The following is a 16,845-nucleotide window of genomic DNA, read 5'->3' as shown; positions in this document are numbered from 1 at the left end:
TATTTATCAATAATAACCTGTTGTTCCAATGATTTATATTATGTTTTGTTTTAATTCCCGATCAAAAAAGTCAAGCGTACGTTGCCAGACCACTTTGGCCTCAGGCAATCCACGACTGACGCTACGAAAACCATGCGGCATATTATAGGTATAGGCCTCGACCCGATCTCCCAATTGCTGGATCAGTTGCTTACGCTTGGTTGCTGGACAAAATGGATCTACATTCGACCAGTGCCCCTGTAAAATACGAACCTCATCCAGAGATTCTTTTTTCGGAATCCCTGCTCCTTCGATACCTAAAGAATGATGATAAACCACAGGTGCCAGCATATCGTCACGTTTCGCCATCTGGATCACATAGCCACCTGTTAAGCATTGTCCCAACATACCTAAACGCCCATTTGAACGTGGATCTGCTTTGAGTGCATCTAGCAATACATGGATTTCCTGATTGACCTCGCTATCCGCTGCGTTACTGCGTCCTGCTTTGCTCACCATTGCGCGAATACAATATTTAACTGCACCGCCACTAAACAGATTAGGCACATAAACCAGATAGCCACGTTCTGCCAAGTCTTGAGCATCTTCCCGATACACATCAAGGATACCGAATAACTCGTGTAATAATAAAATCGCAGGCGCTTTTTCCGAAGCCTGTACTGGCGTATACACTTCTACTTCGATTTGACGTGTCGGTAATGTGATTGTTTTTATTTCCATTGCAGTCATCCATTGCATTCGAATCGTTTCCATACTATTTATGACAATTATTATTGTCAAATAAAAAAGGATGCCTGACGACATCCTTTTTCCAAGGTATTTAAAGCTTAAATTAAATACTTAACAAACTATTTAATGTCTCTGCTACATTTTTAGATTTTACTTTCGGTTGCAATGCTTTAAGCGCTTGCTGGACTTGAGTGCGTTGCGGTTCAGCCAAAGTGTACCAGCGAGAAAGCACTTGCAGTAAACGCGAGCCTAAGATTGGATTTTTCTCATCCAGATAAGCTGCCAACTCAATGAAATGATCAACACCAAAGCTCCACGTATTGACAGGATTAGCTGCCAGACCACCGCTGACTGAACGGATACGGTTTGGTGTACCTAGATCATAATCCACATGCTTGGTGAGATATTCAATGGTTTCAGCTGTCGCATTTGGATTAGATGCCTGAATGGTAAACCATTGATCCAAAGACAAGGCTTCATCTTTAAAACGGTTATAGAAATCCGCTAATGCAGCTTGCGCCTGTGGCGCATCATTCCAGACCATAACACGTAATGCGCCTAAACGTTCAGACATGTTGCCCGTATTTTGGTATTGCGCATAAGCCAGCTCAAATACCGCATCATCACCCTGACGCGCCAGCATATTTAACATGATATTCTTGAGCGCACGTACTCCCATTGCCAAAGAAAACTCTTTTTGCAATGCCGGATCTAAGGCCAGATAAGTGTCTTTCCAGAATGAACCCAATTCGCGTGCTAAACGATTCAACACTGCTTCGCGCTTTTCCAACACCAGCTCAGGTTCGTAGTCCTGATCGATACGGCTACCTAAATAATTCTCGCTAGGCACATCAAATAAACGCGATGCCAATAAAGGATCCTTATTCACTAGCTCTGGTAAGGTGTTTTGAATGGCCTGAATATAAATATCGGCTTTGTGATCTGCTAATAAAATCCGTTCCAATAAAGTTTGTGTGGCTTGCCACTGGTTAAAACCATTGGTTTCATGCTGGATCAGGAAGGCAAGATCTTCATCAGAATAATCAAATACCAAATTCACTGGTGCAGAGAAATTACGCAATAATGATGCGACAGGTTGTTCAGTCACACCAGTAAATTCAATGGTGGCTTGATTCTGATCAAATAAATACACGCCATCTTTCACATCATTTACAAACAGATCAGCACTGTGCAAGATGTATTGCTCACCTGTATGGGCATTAAATAACGCCAAAGCCACAGGAATCGGCACTGCCTTCAAGTCTGGATATTTAGGATGCGCTTTTAGGCTTTGTTTTAAGCTGAGACGATAAGTTTGTGCAGTCGCATCATATTCACCTTTGGCTTCTAGCTTTGGCGTACCTGGTTGGTTATACCACGTCAGGAAGTTAGATAAATCTACGCCTGAACCTGCGCTTAATGCAGCCACCCAATCTTCAACCGTAACCGCTTGTCCGTCATGACGGCGGAAGTATTCATCTGTACCCTGACGATATTTTTCTTTACCGAGTAAGGTCGCCATCATGCGGTTAATTTCCGCACCTTTTTCATACACGGTCGCCGTGTAGAAGTTATTAATTTCGACGAAATGATCTGGGCGTGGCGGATGTGACAATGGACCCGCATCTTCTGGGAACTGATGCGATTTTAATACGGCCACGTCGTCAATACGTTGTACCGCAGCAGATTGCAAATCCTCAGAGAAAGACTGATCACGGAAAACAGTTAAGCCTTCTTTTAAGCAAAGTTGGAACCAGTCACGACAAGTAATTCGGTTACCTGTCCAGTTATGGAAATATTCATGAGCAATGACCGACTGAACCCGCATAATCGCAGCATCCGTGGTGTATTCTTCATCAGCCAACACACATGAAGTATTAAAGATATTTAAACCTTTATTTTCCATTGCGCCCATGTTGAACTGACTTACCGCAACGATCATGTAATTATCGAGATCGTAAGGACGGCCATAGTGTTCTTCGTCCCAACGCATTGAATGCTTTAAAGCTTCCATGGCGATGTGACATTTTGGAATGTCTTTTTCAATTGCATAAATTTCTAATGCAACATCTCGGCCTTCCGAAGTGGTATAACGGTCTTTCAATACGGCCAGATCACCAATCACACAAGCGAATAAATAGCTTGGCTTTTTGGTTGGATCTTGCCAGATTGCAAAGTGACGGCCATTACCTGCATCACCTGTTTCCAATAAGTTCCCGTTTGCGAGCAATACTGGATATTTTTTATCGGCTTCTACACGGGTGGTAAATTCAGCGAGTACATCTGGACGATCTGGATAGAAAGTAATTTTACGGAAACCTTCAGGTTCATTCTGGGTCACGAACAAGTCACCTGCCTGATACAGACCTTCAAGCTGGGTATTTGATTCGGGATGAATCACGACCTGAGTTTGAATAATGACCTGATCTGGTGCATCGGTGATCACCAACTGCTCACTGTCTAAACGATACTGATCTGGATTGAGCAACTGACCATTTAATTGAATAGATTTTAATTCAAGATCACGACCCAACAGGATTAAATCACCTGCAGTCTGGCGCTTCATCACCAATGTTGAGTCCACAAGGGTATGCTCATCATAAACCTGAATATCCAGGTTGATCGAATCAACTAAAAAAGCTGGCTTTTGATAATCTTTTAAATAAATGGTTTGGTCTGCTTGTACAGGAGGCTGTGCCGCAATATTCATCAGTATTCCTTATCTTTCATCATGTCGTTTAGATGGTCTTGTTGGCAAGACTTCTTGATCAATCGATCATACGCCAACTTAAGCAACCTGTCTTTAGACGCATACATGGGTTTTAACAGTTTTATTGGGCTTCATCTTCTGCTTTTCAAATTGAATACGTACAGAACATGGACGTTTAGACAGAATTACAACACAGTTTTCTATTCTTAAATAAAAACTACAGAACCCATTGCCTTATCTCGCCTAACTTACATTTTTTGGCTGAGTTTTACATTTTGTGCACGGTTATTGCTTAACCAATTATGCCAATGTAGGTAAATAAAATAAGAGAGGGCTATGACGATGGAATTAAAAGCACATCTTTATCGTTTAGAAAATATCAAGGCGATCCATGATCTCGCAAAAGCAGGTGTGGATCATCATGTCATTTCCGTTTTTTTAACAGCAGAAGGAATCGAGCTGACCACACTAGAAGTCACCAATATTGTCAATACTTATGATGCGCTTGGCAAAGAAAAGCTGCCAAGTAAAAAAGTACAGGCATTGATTGCCGCTAAAAAAATTGGACAGGAGGACGAAAACTTACCATGCCCTGTTTAGCCATTCACTTTAACCATAAAAAAAACCTCGAAAATCGATTCGAGGTTTTTTTATCACATTTAAGGCGTAGCGCTATCTGTACGAAGCCAGACCACAGTACGTCCCAGTGCGGAAACGCCCATATAACCACGCATACGTAAACGTTTGCCTTCGCCAGTGACAACACCTTTGCCTTTATAGACACGACCAGATGTTGGCTCTAATACACGCCCATCTATATAAGAATCGGGTTTATTTGGATCTTCTCTAAAACCAGATAGAATTTCCAATCCCAGAATCGGTTTATTGGTATTCGGTGCCGGACATTTGGTACAGTTTGTTAGCGCAATTCCATGCGAATTTGGATAACGATAAATAATTTTTCCATGATAACGTCCGTCATTTCCTTTACGGATTTCGACAATAGAGAGTTGTTCCCCCGTACGTTCTTCGATACTTTTCCAGTAACCTTCAATTGAAGCTGAAAATGATGCTGCGCTCGCGCAAGCAAATGTGAGTCCCATGATTCCTTTCATGAGCATACGATTTAGCATATTCACCCCGTCTAAAAAAATAACCTATTCAAAGAGATAGGTTTAAAGCACGAAAATTATCACAATTTTCATAAAGTTACACTGTACGCCAGAGTTCATTTGTATAAGAAATAACGGATTTTATGCATTAATTTCATAGGATAATGAGTATTCTTTAGACAAATAAAAAAGCCCAAACCAGTCGTTTAGGCTTTCTTAAAAATCAAATACAGTTATGGATTTGCACTATCGGTACGAAGCCAGACTTGTGTGCGCCCTAGCGCAGAAACACCCATATATCCACGCATACGCAGACGCTTACCATCCGCACTAAGTTGTGCTTTTCCTTTATAAATATTGCCGCTTTTTGGCTCTAGTACCCGACCATCTATAAATTGATTCGGATTTTTTGGATCTTCCTTCAATCCCCATGCAATTTGCAGCCCCAGAATAGGTTTATTCTTAAACGGTTCAGGACATTTCACACAATGGGTCAATACCGTACCGCCGGGCACTGGATAACGATATACAATCGTTCCCGTATAAGTATTGTCTGCTTTTTTCTTGATTTCAACGATTGAAAGTTGCTCCCCAGTACGGTCATCAATACTTTTCCAAAAGCCTTCTGGTGTTGTGGCAAAGCTCATGCTGGCGAATACAGCCAAGCAACTTCCCATGAGTCCTTTCATGAGTGTATTTTTTTGCATAATAATCTCCGTAATGCAAAATAGATCCATCTATAACTTCATTTTTATGCGATCGTTTACAAACAGTCAACACAACTCAGCACTATTTAATTCATTAAAATAAAAGAAAATTTTAAGCAATTCACATATTTTATAATTAGTGATTATGGCTTGGCACAGTCTGTTAGTTTGCTATCCTCGCACTAGGGATGTATGACCCTTAGCATCCGTCCACTTTAGCCAGAATAAAAAACTCATATTTTTCGCCTTGATTTGAATACAACCTTTTAACTGTTTATAAACTTTGCATCACTCTAGCAATGGAGCATGTATAATTCCCTTTTTAATGGTCATAGGTTTCACATCAATGGATTTACAGATTCTACAAAAACAGTTAGATGAAAGTAGCCATTGCCCTCTATGCCAAGCGTCGATGAACTGGATAGAAGCTGAACAATACTCACAAGAATTCCAATTCCATGAATGTAGTCATTGTCAGCATCGGGTATTTAAAAGCGATAGCAAACTAAATTGTCATTGTGCGCAATGTACCGCTAGTCGTAAAAAACTGACCCAACAAACCATTTTGCAAGAACAACGTAAAAATAAAATCAAAGATGAAGTGGTGTATAGCCTCAATCAACTGAGCTTCTTACATAAGCTATTTTTGCTGAGCTTGTTAGATCGATATGCTCGTGAAGACGTACAACACGATGAACTGATTCATTGGCAAAATATTAAATATCACGACTTTACCCCTAATTACTTATTTCAACATCAACTCGTCCAAGAGCTACTGAAACTTGGGGTATTAAAGTCGCAAGACAGCAATATCGAAACCGAACATTTTTATTTGAATATTCGACTCGATGGATACGCAGATCCAAGTCTATTCAGCATTACTCAACAATTACGGCAATGGTTTTATGAAAATCTGAGTTTAGGAATTCCCTTTAAAAGCACAGATGAAGTAAAAGATGCGCTGTATTTGGTGCTGTACCAAGAAATCGTACAGTTTATGCAGTTCTATTGCCGCACCTGGGGCATTCAAATTGCAGGAAACCGTCCTTTTCAGGCATTCTGTTATCGCCTCATGGAAGGGCTTGCAGTCGGACAGATTTTCTATTTGATTCATACTGCTTTGGAATACCTGCATAAACAAAAAGCCTTGCAGCCAAGAAATGATAAATTTATCAATACCAATTTGTTGAAAAAGACATTGGAACAATATCGTGAACGGGCATTGAATGAACGGTGGGAAACCACAACTTTGCCACGCCCCTACACTATTCCATTTAGTAAAATGAGTGAAGTATTATTATTTAAATTTTTGGGTTATGACGAAAGTATTTTTATCCAGCCCGTCTGGAAATCATGGCGAAAAATCGAGCCACGTTTAAATTTTTATTCAGTGAAACGTTGTATGTATTGTGGTTCAAATGACCTGATCGTAGATTATGATGCCCAAGATTATGTCTCATTAATCTGTCGTAAATGTAAGCATCAAGATCACTATTTCACACGTTAATTCCTAGATTCAAGCCTGTATGAAGGATGTGTTATGTCACAAAAACAACAATTGATTGATCAAGTCATTGAAGCTTGGCATGCTTTACAACAACAAGCCCCTTTAGTGCAATGCATGACCAACAGCGTTGCCAATAATTATGTTGCCAACATTTTACTGGCTGCGGGTGCTTCACCTGCCATGATCGATAACCCTTTTGAAGCAGAAGATTTCACAAAAATCAGTGCTGCACTCAGTCTGAATATCGGTACACCAACCACTGAACAAACCCAAGCCATGTTAATTTCAGCGAAAACGGCACAGCAGCATCAAGTGCCTTGGGTGCTTGATCCGGTAGGTTATGGCGCTGTTTTAAAATGGCGTAGTGAAACCGTCGACCAACTTCTACAGTTTCATCCAAGCATTATTCGTGGCAATGCTTCAGAAATCAGTACACTGGCAGGTAATAACATTCAGTCTAAAGGTGTAGATAGCACCTTGAATAGTCAGGATGTTTATGCGCAAGCTAAAAGTTTATTGCAATATACTGAATGTGTAGCGATTTCTGGTGAATCTGACTTCATCATTTCCAAGCCGTTAAATGCCGTGATTCAGGTCAATGGTGGTTGCCATTTACAGCCTAAAATTACCGCAACGGGTTGTGCCTTAGGCGCTTTAACAGCGGCCTATCATGCCGTTGCTCCCGCTACGATTGCAGCACTGGCTGCACATATTCATTTTGCCATAGCGGGTAAACTGGCATTTGATCATGCACAAACTATCGGTAGTTTTAATGTCGCATTTTTGGATTATGTGCATATGCTTGATGATAATTTAATCCAGCAATATGTTGATATTCAGGTTGTTGATATGGAGTCTTAAAGAGATTTAAGACTTAAATTTCACCTGCTACTAACAAATCATGATGCTCTTTGCAATAAATCTCATTGTACCAAGTATAATGCATATCATTATTAACTCTCACTGAAACCCAGTCAGGAAATTCACTTAAAGATGTTAAATTTATTCTTTTTTCTAGAAAAACAAATTTACTATCTTTTTCAGGCCATTCAGGATCTGAATTATAAGATCTGATAGAGTTTCCTAATTTTATTTCCTTTAGAATAATAATCACTAAACATTCACAAACAGGTATTTCTGTATTTTCCATTTCTTAATTTACGTTCCTCAGCATTTAATATCAAAGCTCAAACATGCCAACATACTCTTTATTTAAATCAATCCTATTAATTTATACGTTTCTCTTTCGACTCTAATTAAAAACCATATAACTGACTAAAATTAAAAACAAAAACTCAAAATTAATTTAAACTACATATAAAAAATTAATACTCAAGCATTAAAGATATATCTCCTTGCTTGGGATCATAAGTAAATTCAACTTTATTCCATTTCGTTTTATCATGCTTCAAAAAAACTCGCGCAGGATGAATAACAATAAAATCTTCATCATTAAATTTATACTTCTTCTTAAATCTTTTTAAAATTTTTGAGTGAAGTAAATTAACATCAAAAAATTCAGGTGTATTAAATAAAATATAAACAGCTCTTTCTTGTTCATAAAATATTTTTACACATACTTTATCACTTAAATAGATAAGATTATCTAAATCATCTTCATTCCCTAAATTAAAATTAACCTTCCCCGACTCATTTTCAACATCAAGAGAAAAATTATCACTTTTTACAATCTTTCGATCAAAAAAAACACTTAAATTCAATTTATTACCTATCATATTTAATAATTTTCCCAGTAGAAAGTAAGTTCTTTTTATCTGAGTTTTCGATAAAGTATTGTGTTCCGCCTCCTGCACCTAAATGAGGATTTGCAGCTGTTCTACCTTTAGCCACACATGTATCTTTAGTAACAATAAAAGCATGTAGCTGTGTTCGCATATCTCTTGCTCTAGGGTCACTCCAATTTCCTTTATGCGCAACTTGAACAGCATCATTATAACCTCTAGCAGTACCAGCTTTTAATACATCAGGTGATGTAGCAAGATAATTTCCTGGAGCATCGCCATGCGGATATAATGTGTACAGTACAGTACCTTTTTTTACTACTACATTTTTATATGCATCAATACCAGTATAAGGTTTTGATCCTTGCCATGATCGAGCTGTTTTTGAAGGATCTTTACCATCACAAGGATCTGTTTTTTTCGGACATGGGTGAGTTTTCTTAGAAGCACTTCCACTTCCAGTAGTTGTACCACTTTTTCTTTTCGTTAATCCTCTCGGATCTACCCACTCCACTGGATTCGGGGCATAAGCATAAACATTATGTCCTCCAAGTAAACCAATAGGATCCTTAGAAATAAATCGGCCTACATAAGGAGAATAGTAACGATGTCGATTGTAGTGGAGACCAGTTTCCTCATCATAATATTGTCCTTGAAAGCGAATATTATTTGTAATGATTTCACTATTTTCAAAAAAGTTAGATTCTGACTTTTCTGCTTTACATTCACCCCATGCTTTATATTGAGCTTTCCAGATCATCTGACCTTGTGAATCGCTCATCTCCTGAGGGGTACCTAAATGATCACAATGATAGAACCAAATATCATTAAAACCTTGGCTTTGTTGATTACTCGTCCATAGAGGGTCTCGATTAAAACTATATTTATCATTCCACACAGGAGTAGAATGTAACTGAATATCTCCAATATGCACTGCTTGAATCAGAGGAATAAAACTATCTTTTTCGTAAATATAGTGTCGAGTAGCATTTCCATCTGATTCATAAGCAAGTGTGTCTCCATCCCAACCATAAACAATATGTTGTTCATGCCCCGTATAGTGATGTTTACTTTGCTTGGTTAGACGCCGTCCCATCGCATCATAACGATATTCAGCTGTAAACTGTGTATTTCGGCTTTTTATTAAACGTCCTAAGACGTCCCAAACAAGATTTAGTTCACCTGCTTTTGTTTTTTGTTTAATGAGTTGCCCATAAGCGTCATATTGGTATTGCTGTTCTAAATAATCTTTAACTACATTGTTCACTAAATGATTATGTCGATAACCGTCTGTAGTTACTTGATGCGATCCAGTGAGGTTATCGCCCAATTTCCGATTGAAAGGATTCAGAATATTACTTGCAGGGTCAAAGCTAAATATTTCTTTGCCCAGTTTACTTGTCGCTTCAAGTAAACGTCCCAAAGGATCATATTTGTAATGAATATCACCACGTCGTATATCATGAATCTGAGATAGATGACCAGCTTTATCATAATAATAAATACGAGTTAATAACTGCTGAGTTTCTTTCAATGCATTATTTTTTTGACTATCAGATACGTTATAACCATCTTCGTGGTCATTTACAATAATTTGGCTGCTTAACCTTCCTAATTCATCATAATGTTCAGATTGACTTAAACCATTTGCATAATGTCGAGCAATTTCACGGTGTAAATCATCTCGTTCAAAGCTAACAATATCTTTGCCGTTTAAGACTAAGCCATATACATGTCCTGTACCATAAGTTAACCAGCTAATTTTTTGTCCATCTGGCCTAACTGTCTTAACACGATCATTCAACTCGTCATAGCCATGTTTCCATACTGCCGTTTTACCTGTCTTAGAATCTTGAATATGTTCTCTTACCAAATTTCCAGTGAGATCATAGAACCACTCAACTTTACTATCTGAATTTTTTGCTAGTAAAATTTGATCATGACTATTAAAAGCAAACTCTTCAACCTGAATATCTTCTAATTGTTGACCAACATGCCCGTAGCCAGAAATACGTTGTTCTAATCGTCCCATACGATCCAGCACAAATTGTTGAATACGATCTTTTGAAACCGCTCTATCAGTCAGACCTTGGCCATAACTCATCGCAACTTCAATACTTGTTTTTAACTGACCACTCGTTTCTTCATATTCATAAATAGTTTCTTTTCCATCAAAGTCAATTTCTTTTATCAATCGACCCACAACATCATAGAAAAACTCAAAATGAGCACCATTTTCATTTGTTAGACGTTTAAGACGACCTAATTTATCCCATTGATATTTAATTTTATAATTCTGCGGGTCTATACGTAATGAAATTAAACCAGCAGCATCATACTCATATTTTGTTTGCAGACCATTCGAATCAATATGAGCCAGTAACCGGCCTTCAGCATCATGGATAAAATATTCTTCTGAACTATCACTATACTTAATTTTGTCTAACTGACCAAAAGCATTCAAAGGTAATCCTTTCACTCTAGGTCGACGTTCTTCAGTTGTAAATTCACTATAAAAGTATTCAACTTTATCCTTTAAAGCATTTTCTACAGACTTAACACGTCCACGTGAATCATATTCCCATTTTGTTTCCTTACCTGAACAATCTATATAACTAACCAAGTTGCCTAAATCGTCATATTTAAGCTTCTTCTTACCACCTTTCGCATCAGTAACTTGAAGTGGTAAGCCCATAGCATTATAGCTATAAGTAGTTTCCCTTTTTAATGGATCTATTACTTTTACAATATTGCCTTGGCCATCATATTCTCTAAACCATCGTCCTTCTACTGCGTCAACCATACCAGTCATTTGATCTTTATCATCATAATCATAATAAACAGTTGCTCCATCAGCTTGAGTAACTGTTATTAAATTACCATTATCATCAAACTCGTATTCAGTAGTTGCAGCATCCGTATCAATATGGCGGACTACGCGATTACATTCATCTCTGAAATACCATTCTTCTAAATCGTCAGGATAGACAATTCGATAAGTATACCCTTCAATATCATAATAATATTCGGTCTCACTTCCATAAGCATCAATCACATAAGTTAGACGAATATTTTCATCCCATTCTAAACGTACATCTGAACTCCCATCATCAGCCCATTCATGAAAGGCTTTAGAAGTAGGTTCTATCCCATCATATTCAAGATTCATGCCTCGGCCAGTCAAATCTGTATATCTTGTGAGTAAATGATGATCATACTGATATTGATAAGCCGCGCCGTTTTCAGTGATTGCCTCTATTAACTCACCTTTTTCATTATAGTCATAACTAGCTAATGGTCGTTTCAACTGCCCATTTTCAACAGTCCAAACATCTGCAATACGGCCTTCGAGATTGATACCAAAAGCAACATGTAATAACTGTTGATCATTATGCTTAATTAAAATATCAGAAATATATGATTTTTCTTCAAAAATATGGTCATATCGGATTGCAGCAGTCACCCCATTTTTATACTCAATTACTGATAAACGATAACTATTAAGATACTTTTCAAATATATGCTTTTCATCTAATCCAAAAGAAATCATTTTTAGATTATCAGAGATAATGCTGTAATAAAACCCTTCTTGTTGATCGTGAATACTCTCTCCAACTTTAATATCAGGTAATGTAATTGGACGAGCATCGGTACCAATGTACTGAAATCCGCTTAATTCTTTAATATAACCTTCTTTTTCTTCTGAGCCTTCGACATAGACTGTCTTTGGAATAATCCGAGTTGTAAATGGTGTTAACCATCTTGCACCAAACTCACCAAGATCAAGTTGATATAAATTGGAGGCATAAGTTCTTGAGAGTACGAAACTAGATATTGAAGATTCATATGCATCAATATGAGTCAAAAACTCAGTTCCTAGAGCGTAAGTAATACTATTTGAGGTCTTGCTTACTTTCTTAGACGGATTGCCTTTTGCCCCATTGGTATTTATTTCACAACTGGTATTCGGATTATTATTTGGTTTTTTCTGATGCTGTATAGTTTCTAGCTCTCCATTTGCTCTTTTCTTTTCTTTACTACTAACCTGCTTATCCCTTATCGAGACTGTATGCTTTTGCTTTAATTTATATTTTTTAGCAGCAACCATTAAATTCTGTAATAACCATGAAAAACTCATTGCTGTGCCAGGGTCAGCTAAAGGAGCAAGCTTGGTTGGTACAGTATTACTAAACTTTCTAAAATTACCGATTTGTTTATTAATCTGATTTTTTGTTTTTGAGTCTAAAAAGGAAGTAGCAACTTTAGCTCCCATATTTCCATATTCTTTTGCTCCAGCTGCACCTACGCTCGCTAGAAAGTCAACGCCATGTGAGAAGGCTTTTAATGGATTCCTTAAAGCATTTTCCCCGACTTTTGTTAAACTTGATTTTGCACTTTTTATATCTTGACCTGTGCTGAATAATTTTCCTGACAATACCTTGCTCATACCATCAGCAAAATTATTGCCTAGCTCCTTGGCTTTGTTGCCACAGTCATCAACTGTTTTTTTAACAAGAGGCTGAGCTTTTTCAGCAAATTGACTCAATTCTCCTGCTACACGTTCATTTACATGAATTGTAAGCAATTCAATTATCGTATCTGGAATCTGCTTCGCCAAATTTTTTGATTTCAAGGTTTTTAATGCAGGTCTTAATGCCATGCGAGAAGCGGCTAAGCCCGGAGGAAGAGGAATCACTCCGACTAAATCAATACCTAAATTTAACCAATCCGGAAAACCAGGATTTGGTTTTTCTGTGATCTCTATAACATCATATACTGCATCTGTAAGTGCGATAATGTTACCAATCACAGGCAATGATCCAGCCACCATTTTAAGAGTATCCAGATCAACCATATCACCAGTGTTTTTTTTCAGCCATTGGTTGATTTTTTGAGTTCCAGCATTAACGTCAGCTAGCTTAATTGTATTAACAGGAGCAATAGCCACTTTCCCAGTGCCTGTTCTCGTGCTTTTATTCTGTGTAGATGTATTTCCAGTATTTCTAGATGCTGTCGTCATTCTTTGTAATTCTCTAAACTTATTTAAACGTCATATTCATCGTATCTAATTTACGATTTTGATCAGTCTCGGTATCTTTTGCTCGAATATACTGACGTAATGGATTAATAGGTTGTTCTGAAATAGTGTTCTTGAGCCCATTGATTACAGCTTGGCCTGTTTGCTGAGTGTTGCTAAACCCTTTTGAGATCAGCCCAGTAACTTGATCTATTAACTGCGATTCCACTCCCTGCTGTAGCATTGGCAATAATGCTTTGGCTCCACCCGCCTTCAGTTCCTTTGCAGTCTCAAGCGTTTTTAACACTGAAGAAGGACTGGTAAAGGATTGACCTAAAGCATTCTTGGCGCTGCTAACCGCATTTTTTAGGCCTGTTTCTGCTTTGCCCAATAAGGTTTGTGCATCAGGGTCATTTTCATTTGGCCATTGTGGAGGACGTTTGAAATCACTTGCTTCATCCCAAGGGTTACGCTTGTCATCTTCAAATACAACTTTAGCTGCACCCGTTGCCAGTCCAGAAACCCGAACAAAACCTTTATCATCCAACTGACCAGAAAACTGCTGTCCCAGTGAATCAATAACCTGATAGCCACCTTGTTTCACAAACTCGCCATGTTTGTAATCGTGCAGCAACTCCAGTACCCCTTGCCCACGTTTTGGCGGCGGTGGCAAACTGGATTGAGTACTGACACTTGAGCCGCCCATAAACAAATGCTGCCCTGCCTTCACCTCAAATTTACCGCCTGTCACAGGAAAAATTCCTGAGCCATTCAGCTTAATTTGAGAGCCTCCCGCAGTAATCACAATCTCTTTAGGACTAGCAATCTCAATGCGGTCTGCGGTCGAAATAATTTGAATGCCTTGCTTGGCCAGTAAATCCATGCCATCCGATTGGGCATGCACTTCGAATTTCCCTTTCGCTGCAACCTGCTTGATCCCATTCTGTGCAGCAAACAGACTGATTCGGTTTTGAGCATGTGTAATCAGGTTTTTTTGCGTGCTGAGATTAATACTATCGCCCGCTAGCTGATTAACTTGTCCATCTGCAGAAACATGAATATCTTCATTGGTACTCAGACCAATTCCTGCAGGTGAGCTCAGTAGCAATAAGGCTTTATTAAATCTAGCAATTTTTTCTTCGATCTGTTCGGCAAATTCTTTTAATTGTTCAACTGATTCAATCTCATCAGTTTGCTGATTCTTTGCAACTTCACTTAATGCTTTGGCATTACTTTGATTGCCCTCAAGCTGCTGTTTGGCAGGCTGCGCATCTAAATGCTCGCCTTGTGCCTGATCCTGTTTCTGCGTACTCAGCAACAAACCTTGACCCGCACGCACTGCGCCCCATTGGTCAGTACGCAGTTCAAAGCCTTCACCACGGTCTTCACTTTCAGCTTTATCTTTTGGATGGCTGAGTTTACCGAGATTCAGTTGGCTGACAGCATGACTACTTTGCAGTTGTGTACTGATCTGTCCCGTCGTGTCATCAAAGCGCAGCTGGTTAAAGCCTTCGCCTTGGTATTCTTTGGATTTGATCCCTGCGAGTTTTTTGGTATCAGGCAGCTTGCCTGCATTGTCAAACTTGGTCGGACTACGTTGCGCCTCATGAATTCGTCCGACGACATAAGGACGATCAATATTGCCATCAAAGAAGTCAATCACCACGATTTCACCAATACGCGGTAAAAAGCGTGCACCATAACCTTCACCCGCCCACGGGGTAAGCACATCGACCCAAGCAGAATCGGTATCGTTATTGTTGGCGCCTGCACCCCCATCATGGCTATGATCATCTGCTCGCGTGAACAGGAATCTGACTTTAATGCGTCCCCATTCATCGACATGGATTTCATCGCCACTCGGCCCCACCACTTTAGCGCGTTGTGGATGTGCCGCTGGGCGATGTTGCAACGGATTATATTCTGGCACCAATGCAATATTACGGCGTTGTAGCGTCAACTGGTTCGCTTGGCGCTCATCCGTCTGCTCAGCATTTAAGCCTTTTAAATGCCACTGACTGTGTTGAAGCAAAGTTTGAACCTGATCCGTCAAGTCCTTAGGCAAATTGTTCTGGTTATAAAAGCTTTTTGAGGTAATTAAAAACTCTTTATCTGCCCCCTGATGCTGATCAATTTCAGGATGCTCATTCAATTCGAACCAGTAACCCACCTGCGTATCCCGAACAGTAGAACTTGCAACAAACTGCTTGGCTTGAGCGTCATAGTATTGTCCCAAATTCTGATTCAGTTTTTCGATCTGGGCATTGCCCGCTTTGGTCGTACCATCTTCACCATTCAGGTCTTGAATCCACGCGGGTGAAAAGTGCCATGCCTGTTCTAATGCGAGCTGTTGGTTATCATGTTGATCACTATGATGATGCTTGCTCTGAACGCTACCAGCGCCTTCTTCCTGTTCCAAAGCATCGGCTTGCCAACGTTGTACATGTACCGCATTGGGTTGCAGTGAACGCTGTGCGACGAATGCAGTGATGCTGTCCTGAGTTTCCGTGGCGTTACTGCGATGAAAACGAATATTACGGCGATTTAAAGCGTTATATTGAGTGTTGTCATCAATTAATCTGAGTTTCTGTGCTTCAATCTGCTCACTTGAGCTAGCAACTTTTAACTTGGCTTCATCAATCAGCCAGTTGATCCCTTCACTCCGCATCAAACGGGTAACAAAGTCATAATCGCTTTCATTGCTCTGCATGATAAAAGGACGGACATCATAGTCTTTGCTGAGTCCACTGATATCCAATGTCAAACTCGCTGCAAATAATGGACTTTTTGACTGCCATTCTTTAAAAATGGTCTGGATCACATCAACGACTGATTTCGCCATAAAAACACGGCTATTGCGTCGATGCTTCCATAGTGCAGTTGGATCTTGGACACGAAGTTTATAAAGGGTGAGCGAACCATCGCTTGCACCAACATCGGCTTGGGTCACGATGCCTGAGATACGGTTCAGTTCAGCTCTGTCGGTTACAATATCAATCGCAACCTGACTGCCAATAAAGCTTTTTAACGGAATGACGGCACTGGTCGAAAGACAGACCAGTTGAAGGTCAATGCCCTGATTGAGCTGATGAGTGCCTTCTATATATTGTAAGAATACTTGATCATTTAAAGATGAGTTGGAGAACTGAGCATGGATCGCACGTTTTTGCGCGCTCAGCCCTAAAGTCTCTAAAGCTTGAAAGATATTATTCAGCATCTTTTTATAGATTATTTAATAAAATTTGGCGCATTTTATAAACAGCATACATACTTGTCTATATTTTTAATGTTACGCGCCCACCAGCTTTTTTCCTTGTAGGA

General features: G+C 39.2%; 11 protein-coding genes. 3 read left to right on the top strand and 8 right to left on the bottom strand.

What is annotated here, in order from left to right; genetic code table 11:
• Window positions 1-33: 33 nt before the first annotated feature.
• Window positions 34-720, bottom strand: coding sequence for a dienelactone hydrolase family protein (locus EC846_RS10890; protein WP_032810658.1), 687 nt, complete (start codon window positions 718-720; stop codon window positions 34-36).
• 112 nt (window positions 721-832) lie between these two features.
• On the bottom strand, window positions 833-3,439 hold the full coding sequence (gene pepN, locus EC846_RS10885; RefSeq protein WP_123775176.1) for an aminopeptidase N: 2,607 nt from the start codon (window positions 3,437-3,439) through the stop codon (window positions 833-835).
• A 342-nt stretch (window positions 3,440-3,781) separates the two neighbouring features.
• Here pepN and EC846_RS10880 point away from each other — a divergent pair, with 342 nt between their 5' ends.
• Window positions 3,782-4,039 carry a hypothetical protein gene (locus EC846_RS10880; RefSeq protein WP_004652954.1) on the top strand — a complete coding sequence of 86 codons (258 nt, stop codon included), beginning with the start codon at window positions 3,782-3,784 and terminating at the stop codon, window positions 4,037-4,039.
• Between the two features lie 59 nt (window positions 4,040-4,098).
• On the opposite strand, the gene EC846_RS10875 is transcribed toward EC846_RS10880, so the two are convergent.
• Together EC846_RS10875 and EC846_RS10870 are read right to left on the bottom strand one after the other, a co-directional pair.
• On the bottom strand, window positions 4,099-4,572 hold the full coding sequence (locus EC846_RS10875) for a DUF2147 domain-containing protein (protein ID WP_004771644.1): 474 nt from the start codon (window positions 4,570-4,572) through the stop codon (window positions 4,099-4,101).
• Window positions 4,573-4,784: 212 nt separating this feature from the next.
• Window positions 4,785-5,258, bottom strand: coding sequence for a DUF2147 domain-containing protein (locus tag EC846_RS10870; protein ID WP_123775175.1), 474 nt, complete (start codon window positions 5,256-5,258; stop codon window positions 4,785-4,787).
• A gap of 346 nt (window positions 5,259-5,604) precedes the next feature.
• Between EC846_RS10870 and EC846_RS10865 the strand changes: the two genes are divergently transcribed.
• Together EC846_RS10865 and thiM are read left to right on the top strand one after the other, a co-directional pair.
• Window positions 5,605-6,765, top strand: a complete 1,161-nt coding sequence (locus EC846_RS10865; protein WP_123775174.1) for a hypothetical protein — start codon at window positions 5,605-5,607, stop codon at window positions 6,763-6,765.
• A gap of 33 nt (window positions 6,766-6,798) precedes the next feature.
• Entirely contained in the window at window positions 6,799-7,626 is an 828-nt protein-coding gene (gene thiM, locus EC846_RS10860) for a hydroxyethylthiazole kinase (RefSeq protein ID WP_123775173.1), read from the top strand.
• 13 nt (window positions 7,627-7,639) lie between these two features.
• On the opposite strand, the gene EC846_RS10855 is transcribed toward thiM, so the two are convergent.
• The 4 genes from EC846_RS10855 to EC846_RS10840 all read right to left on the bottom strand — a co-directional run bounded on the left by EC846_RS10855 (window position 7,640) and on the right by EC846_RS10840 (window position 16,741).
• The gene (locus tag EC846_RS10855) at window positions 7,640-7,915 is read right to left on the bottom strand and encodes a hypothetical protein (protein WP_123775172.1); all 276 of its coding nucleotides are present in this window, start codon (window positions 7,913-7,915) and stop codon (window positions 7,640-7,642) included.
• A gap of 175 nt (window positions 7,916-8,090) precedes the next feature.
• Window positions 8,091-8,501 (bottom strand): hypothetical protein, encoded by a 411-nt coding sequence (locus tag EC846_RS10850; RefSeq protein WP_123775171.1) that lies wholly within the window; start codon window positions 8,499-8,501, stop codon window positions 8,091-8,093.
• Window positions 8,491-13,527 (bottom strand): RHS repeat-associated core domain-containing protein, encoded by a 5,037-nt coding sequence (locus EC846_RS10845; protein WP_123775170.1) that lies wholly within the window; start codon window positions 13,525-13,527, stop codon window positions 8,491-8,493. Before EC846_RS10845 ends, EC846_RS10850 begins: the two co-directional genes overlap by 11 nt.
• Window positions 13,528-13,546: 19 nt before the next feature.
• Entirely contained in the window at window positions 13,547-16,741 is a 3,195-nt protein-coding gene (locus tag EC846_RS10840; RefSeq protein ID WP_123775169.1) for a type VI secretion system Vgr family protein, read from the bottom strand.
• Window positions 16,742-16,845 lie beyond the last annotated feature (104 nt).

Source organism: Acinetobacter sp. BIGb0102, assembly GCF_003815055.1.
Taxonomy (GTDB): Bacteria; Pseudomonadota; Gammaproteobacteria; order Pseudomonadales; family Moraxellaceae; genus Acinetobacter; species Acinetobacter vivianii.
Note: the sequence above shows the minus strand (reverse complement) of the source record. Positions and strands in the feature narration are given on the sequence as shown.

What these genes read in the sequence shown, in the direction of transcription:
- EC846_RS10840 (WP_123775169.1), bottom strand. Translation starts at nt 16,741, where the DNA reads ATGCTGAATAATATCTTTCAAGCTTTAGAGACTTTAGGGCTGAGCGCG.
- EC846_RS10880 (WP_004652954.1), top strand. Translation starts at nt 3,782, where the DNA reads ATGGAATTAAAAGCACATCTTTATCGTTTAGAAAATATCAAGGCGATC.
- EC846_RS10845 (WP_123775170.1), bottom strand. Translation starts at nt 13,527, where the DNA reads ATGACGACAGCATCTAGAAATACTGGAAATACATCTACACAGAATAAA.
- thiM (WP_123775173.1), top strand. Translation starts at nt 6,799, where the DNA reads ATGTCACAAAAACAACAATTGATTGATCAAGTCATTGAAGCTTGGCAT.
- EC846_RS10850 (WP_123775171.1), bottom strand. Translation starts at nt 8,501, where the DNA reads ATGATAGGTAATAAATTGAATTTAAGTGTTTTTTTTGATCGAAAGATT.
- EC846_RS10870 (WP_123775175.1), bottom strand. Translation starts at nt 5,258, where the DNA reads ATGCAAAAAAATACACTCATGAAAGGACTCATGGGAAGTTGCTTGGCT.
- EC846_RS10890 (WP_032810658.1), bottom strand. Translation starts at nt 720, where the DNA reads ATGGAAATAAAAACAATCACATTACCGACACGTCAAATCGAAGTAGAA.
- pepN (WP_123775176.1), bottom strand. Translation starts at nt 3,439, where the DNA reads ATGAATATTGCGGCACAGCCTCCTGTACAAGCAGACCAAACCATTTAT.
- EC846_RS10865 (WP_123775174.1), top strand. Translation starts at nt 5,605, where the DNA reads ATGGATTTACAGATTCTACAAAAACAGTTAGATGAAAGTAGCCATTGC.
- EC846_RS10855 (WP_123775172.1), bottom strand. Translation starts at nt 7,915, where the DNA reads ATGGAAAATACAGAAATACCTGTTTGTGAATGTTTAGTGATTATTATT.
- EC846_RS10875 (WP_004771644.1), bottom strand. Translation starts at nt 4,572, where the DNA reads ATGCTAAATCGTATGCTCATGAAAGGAATCATGGGACTCACATTTGCT.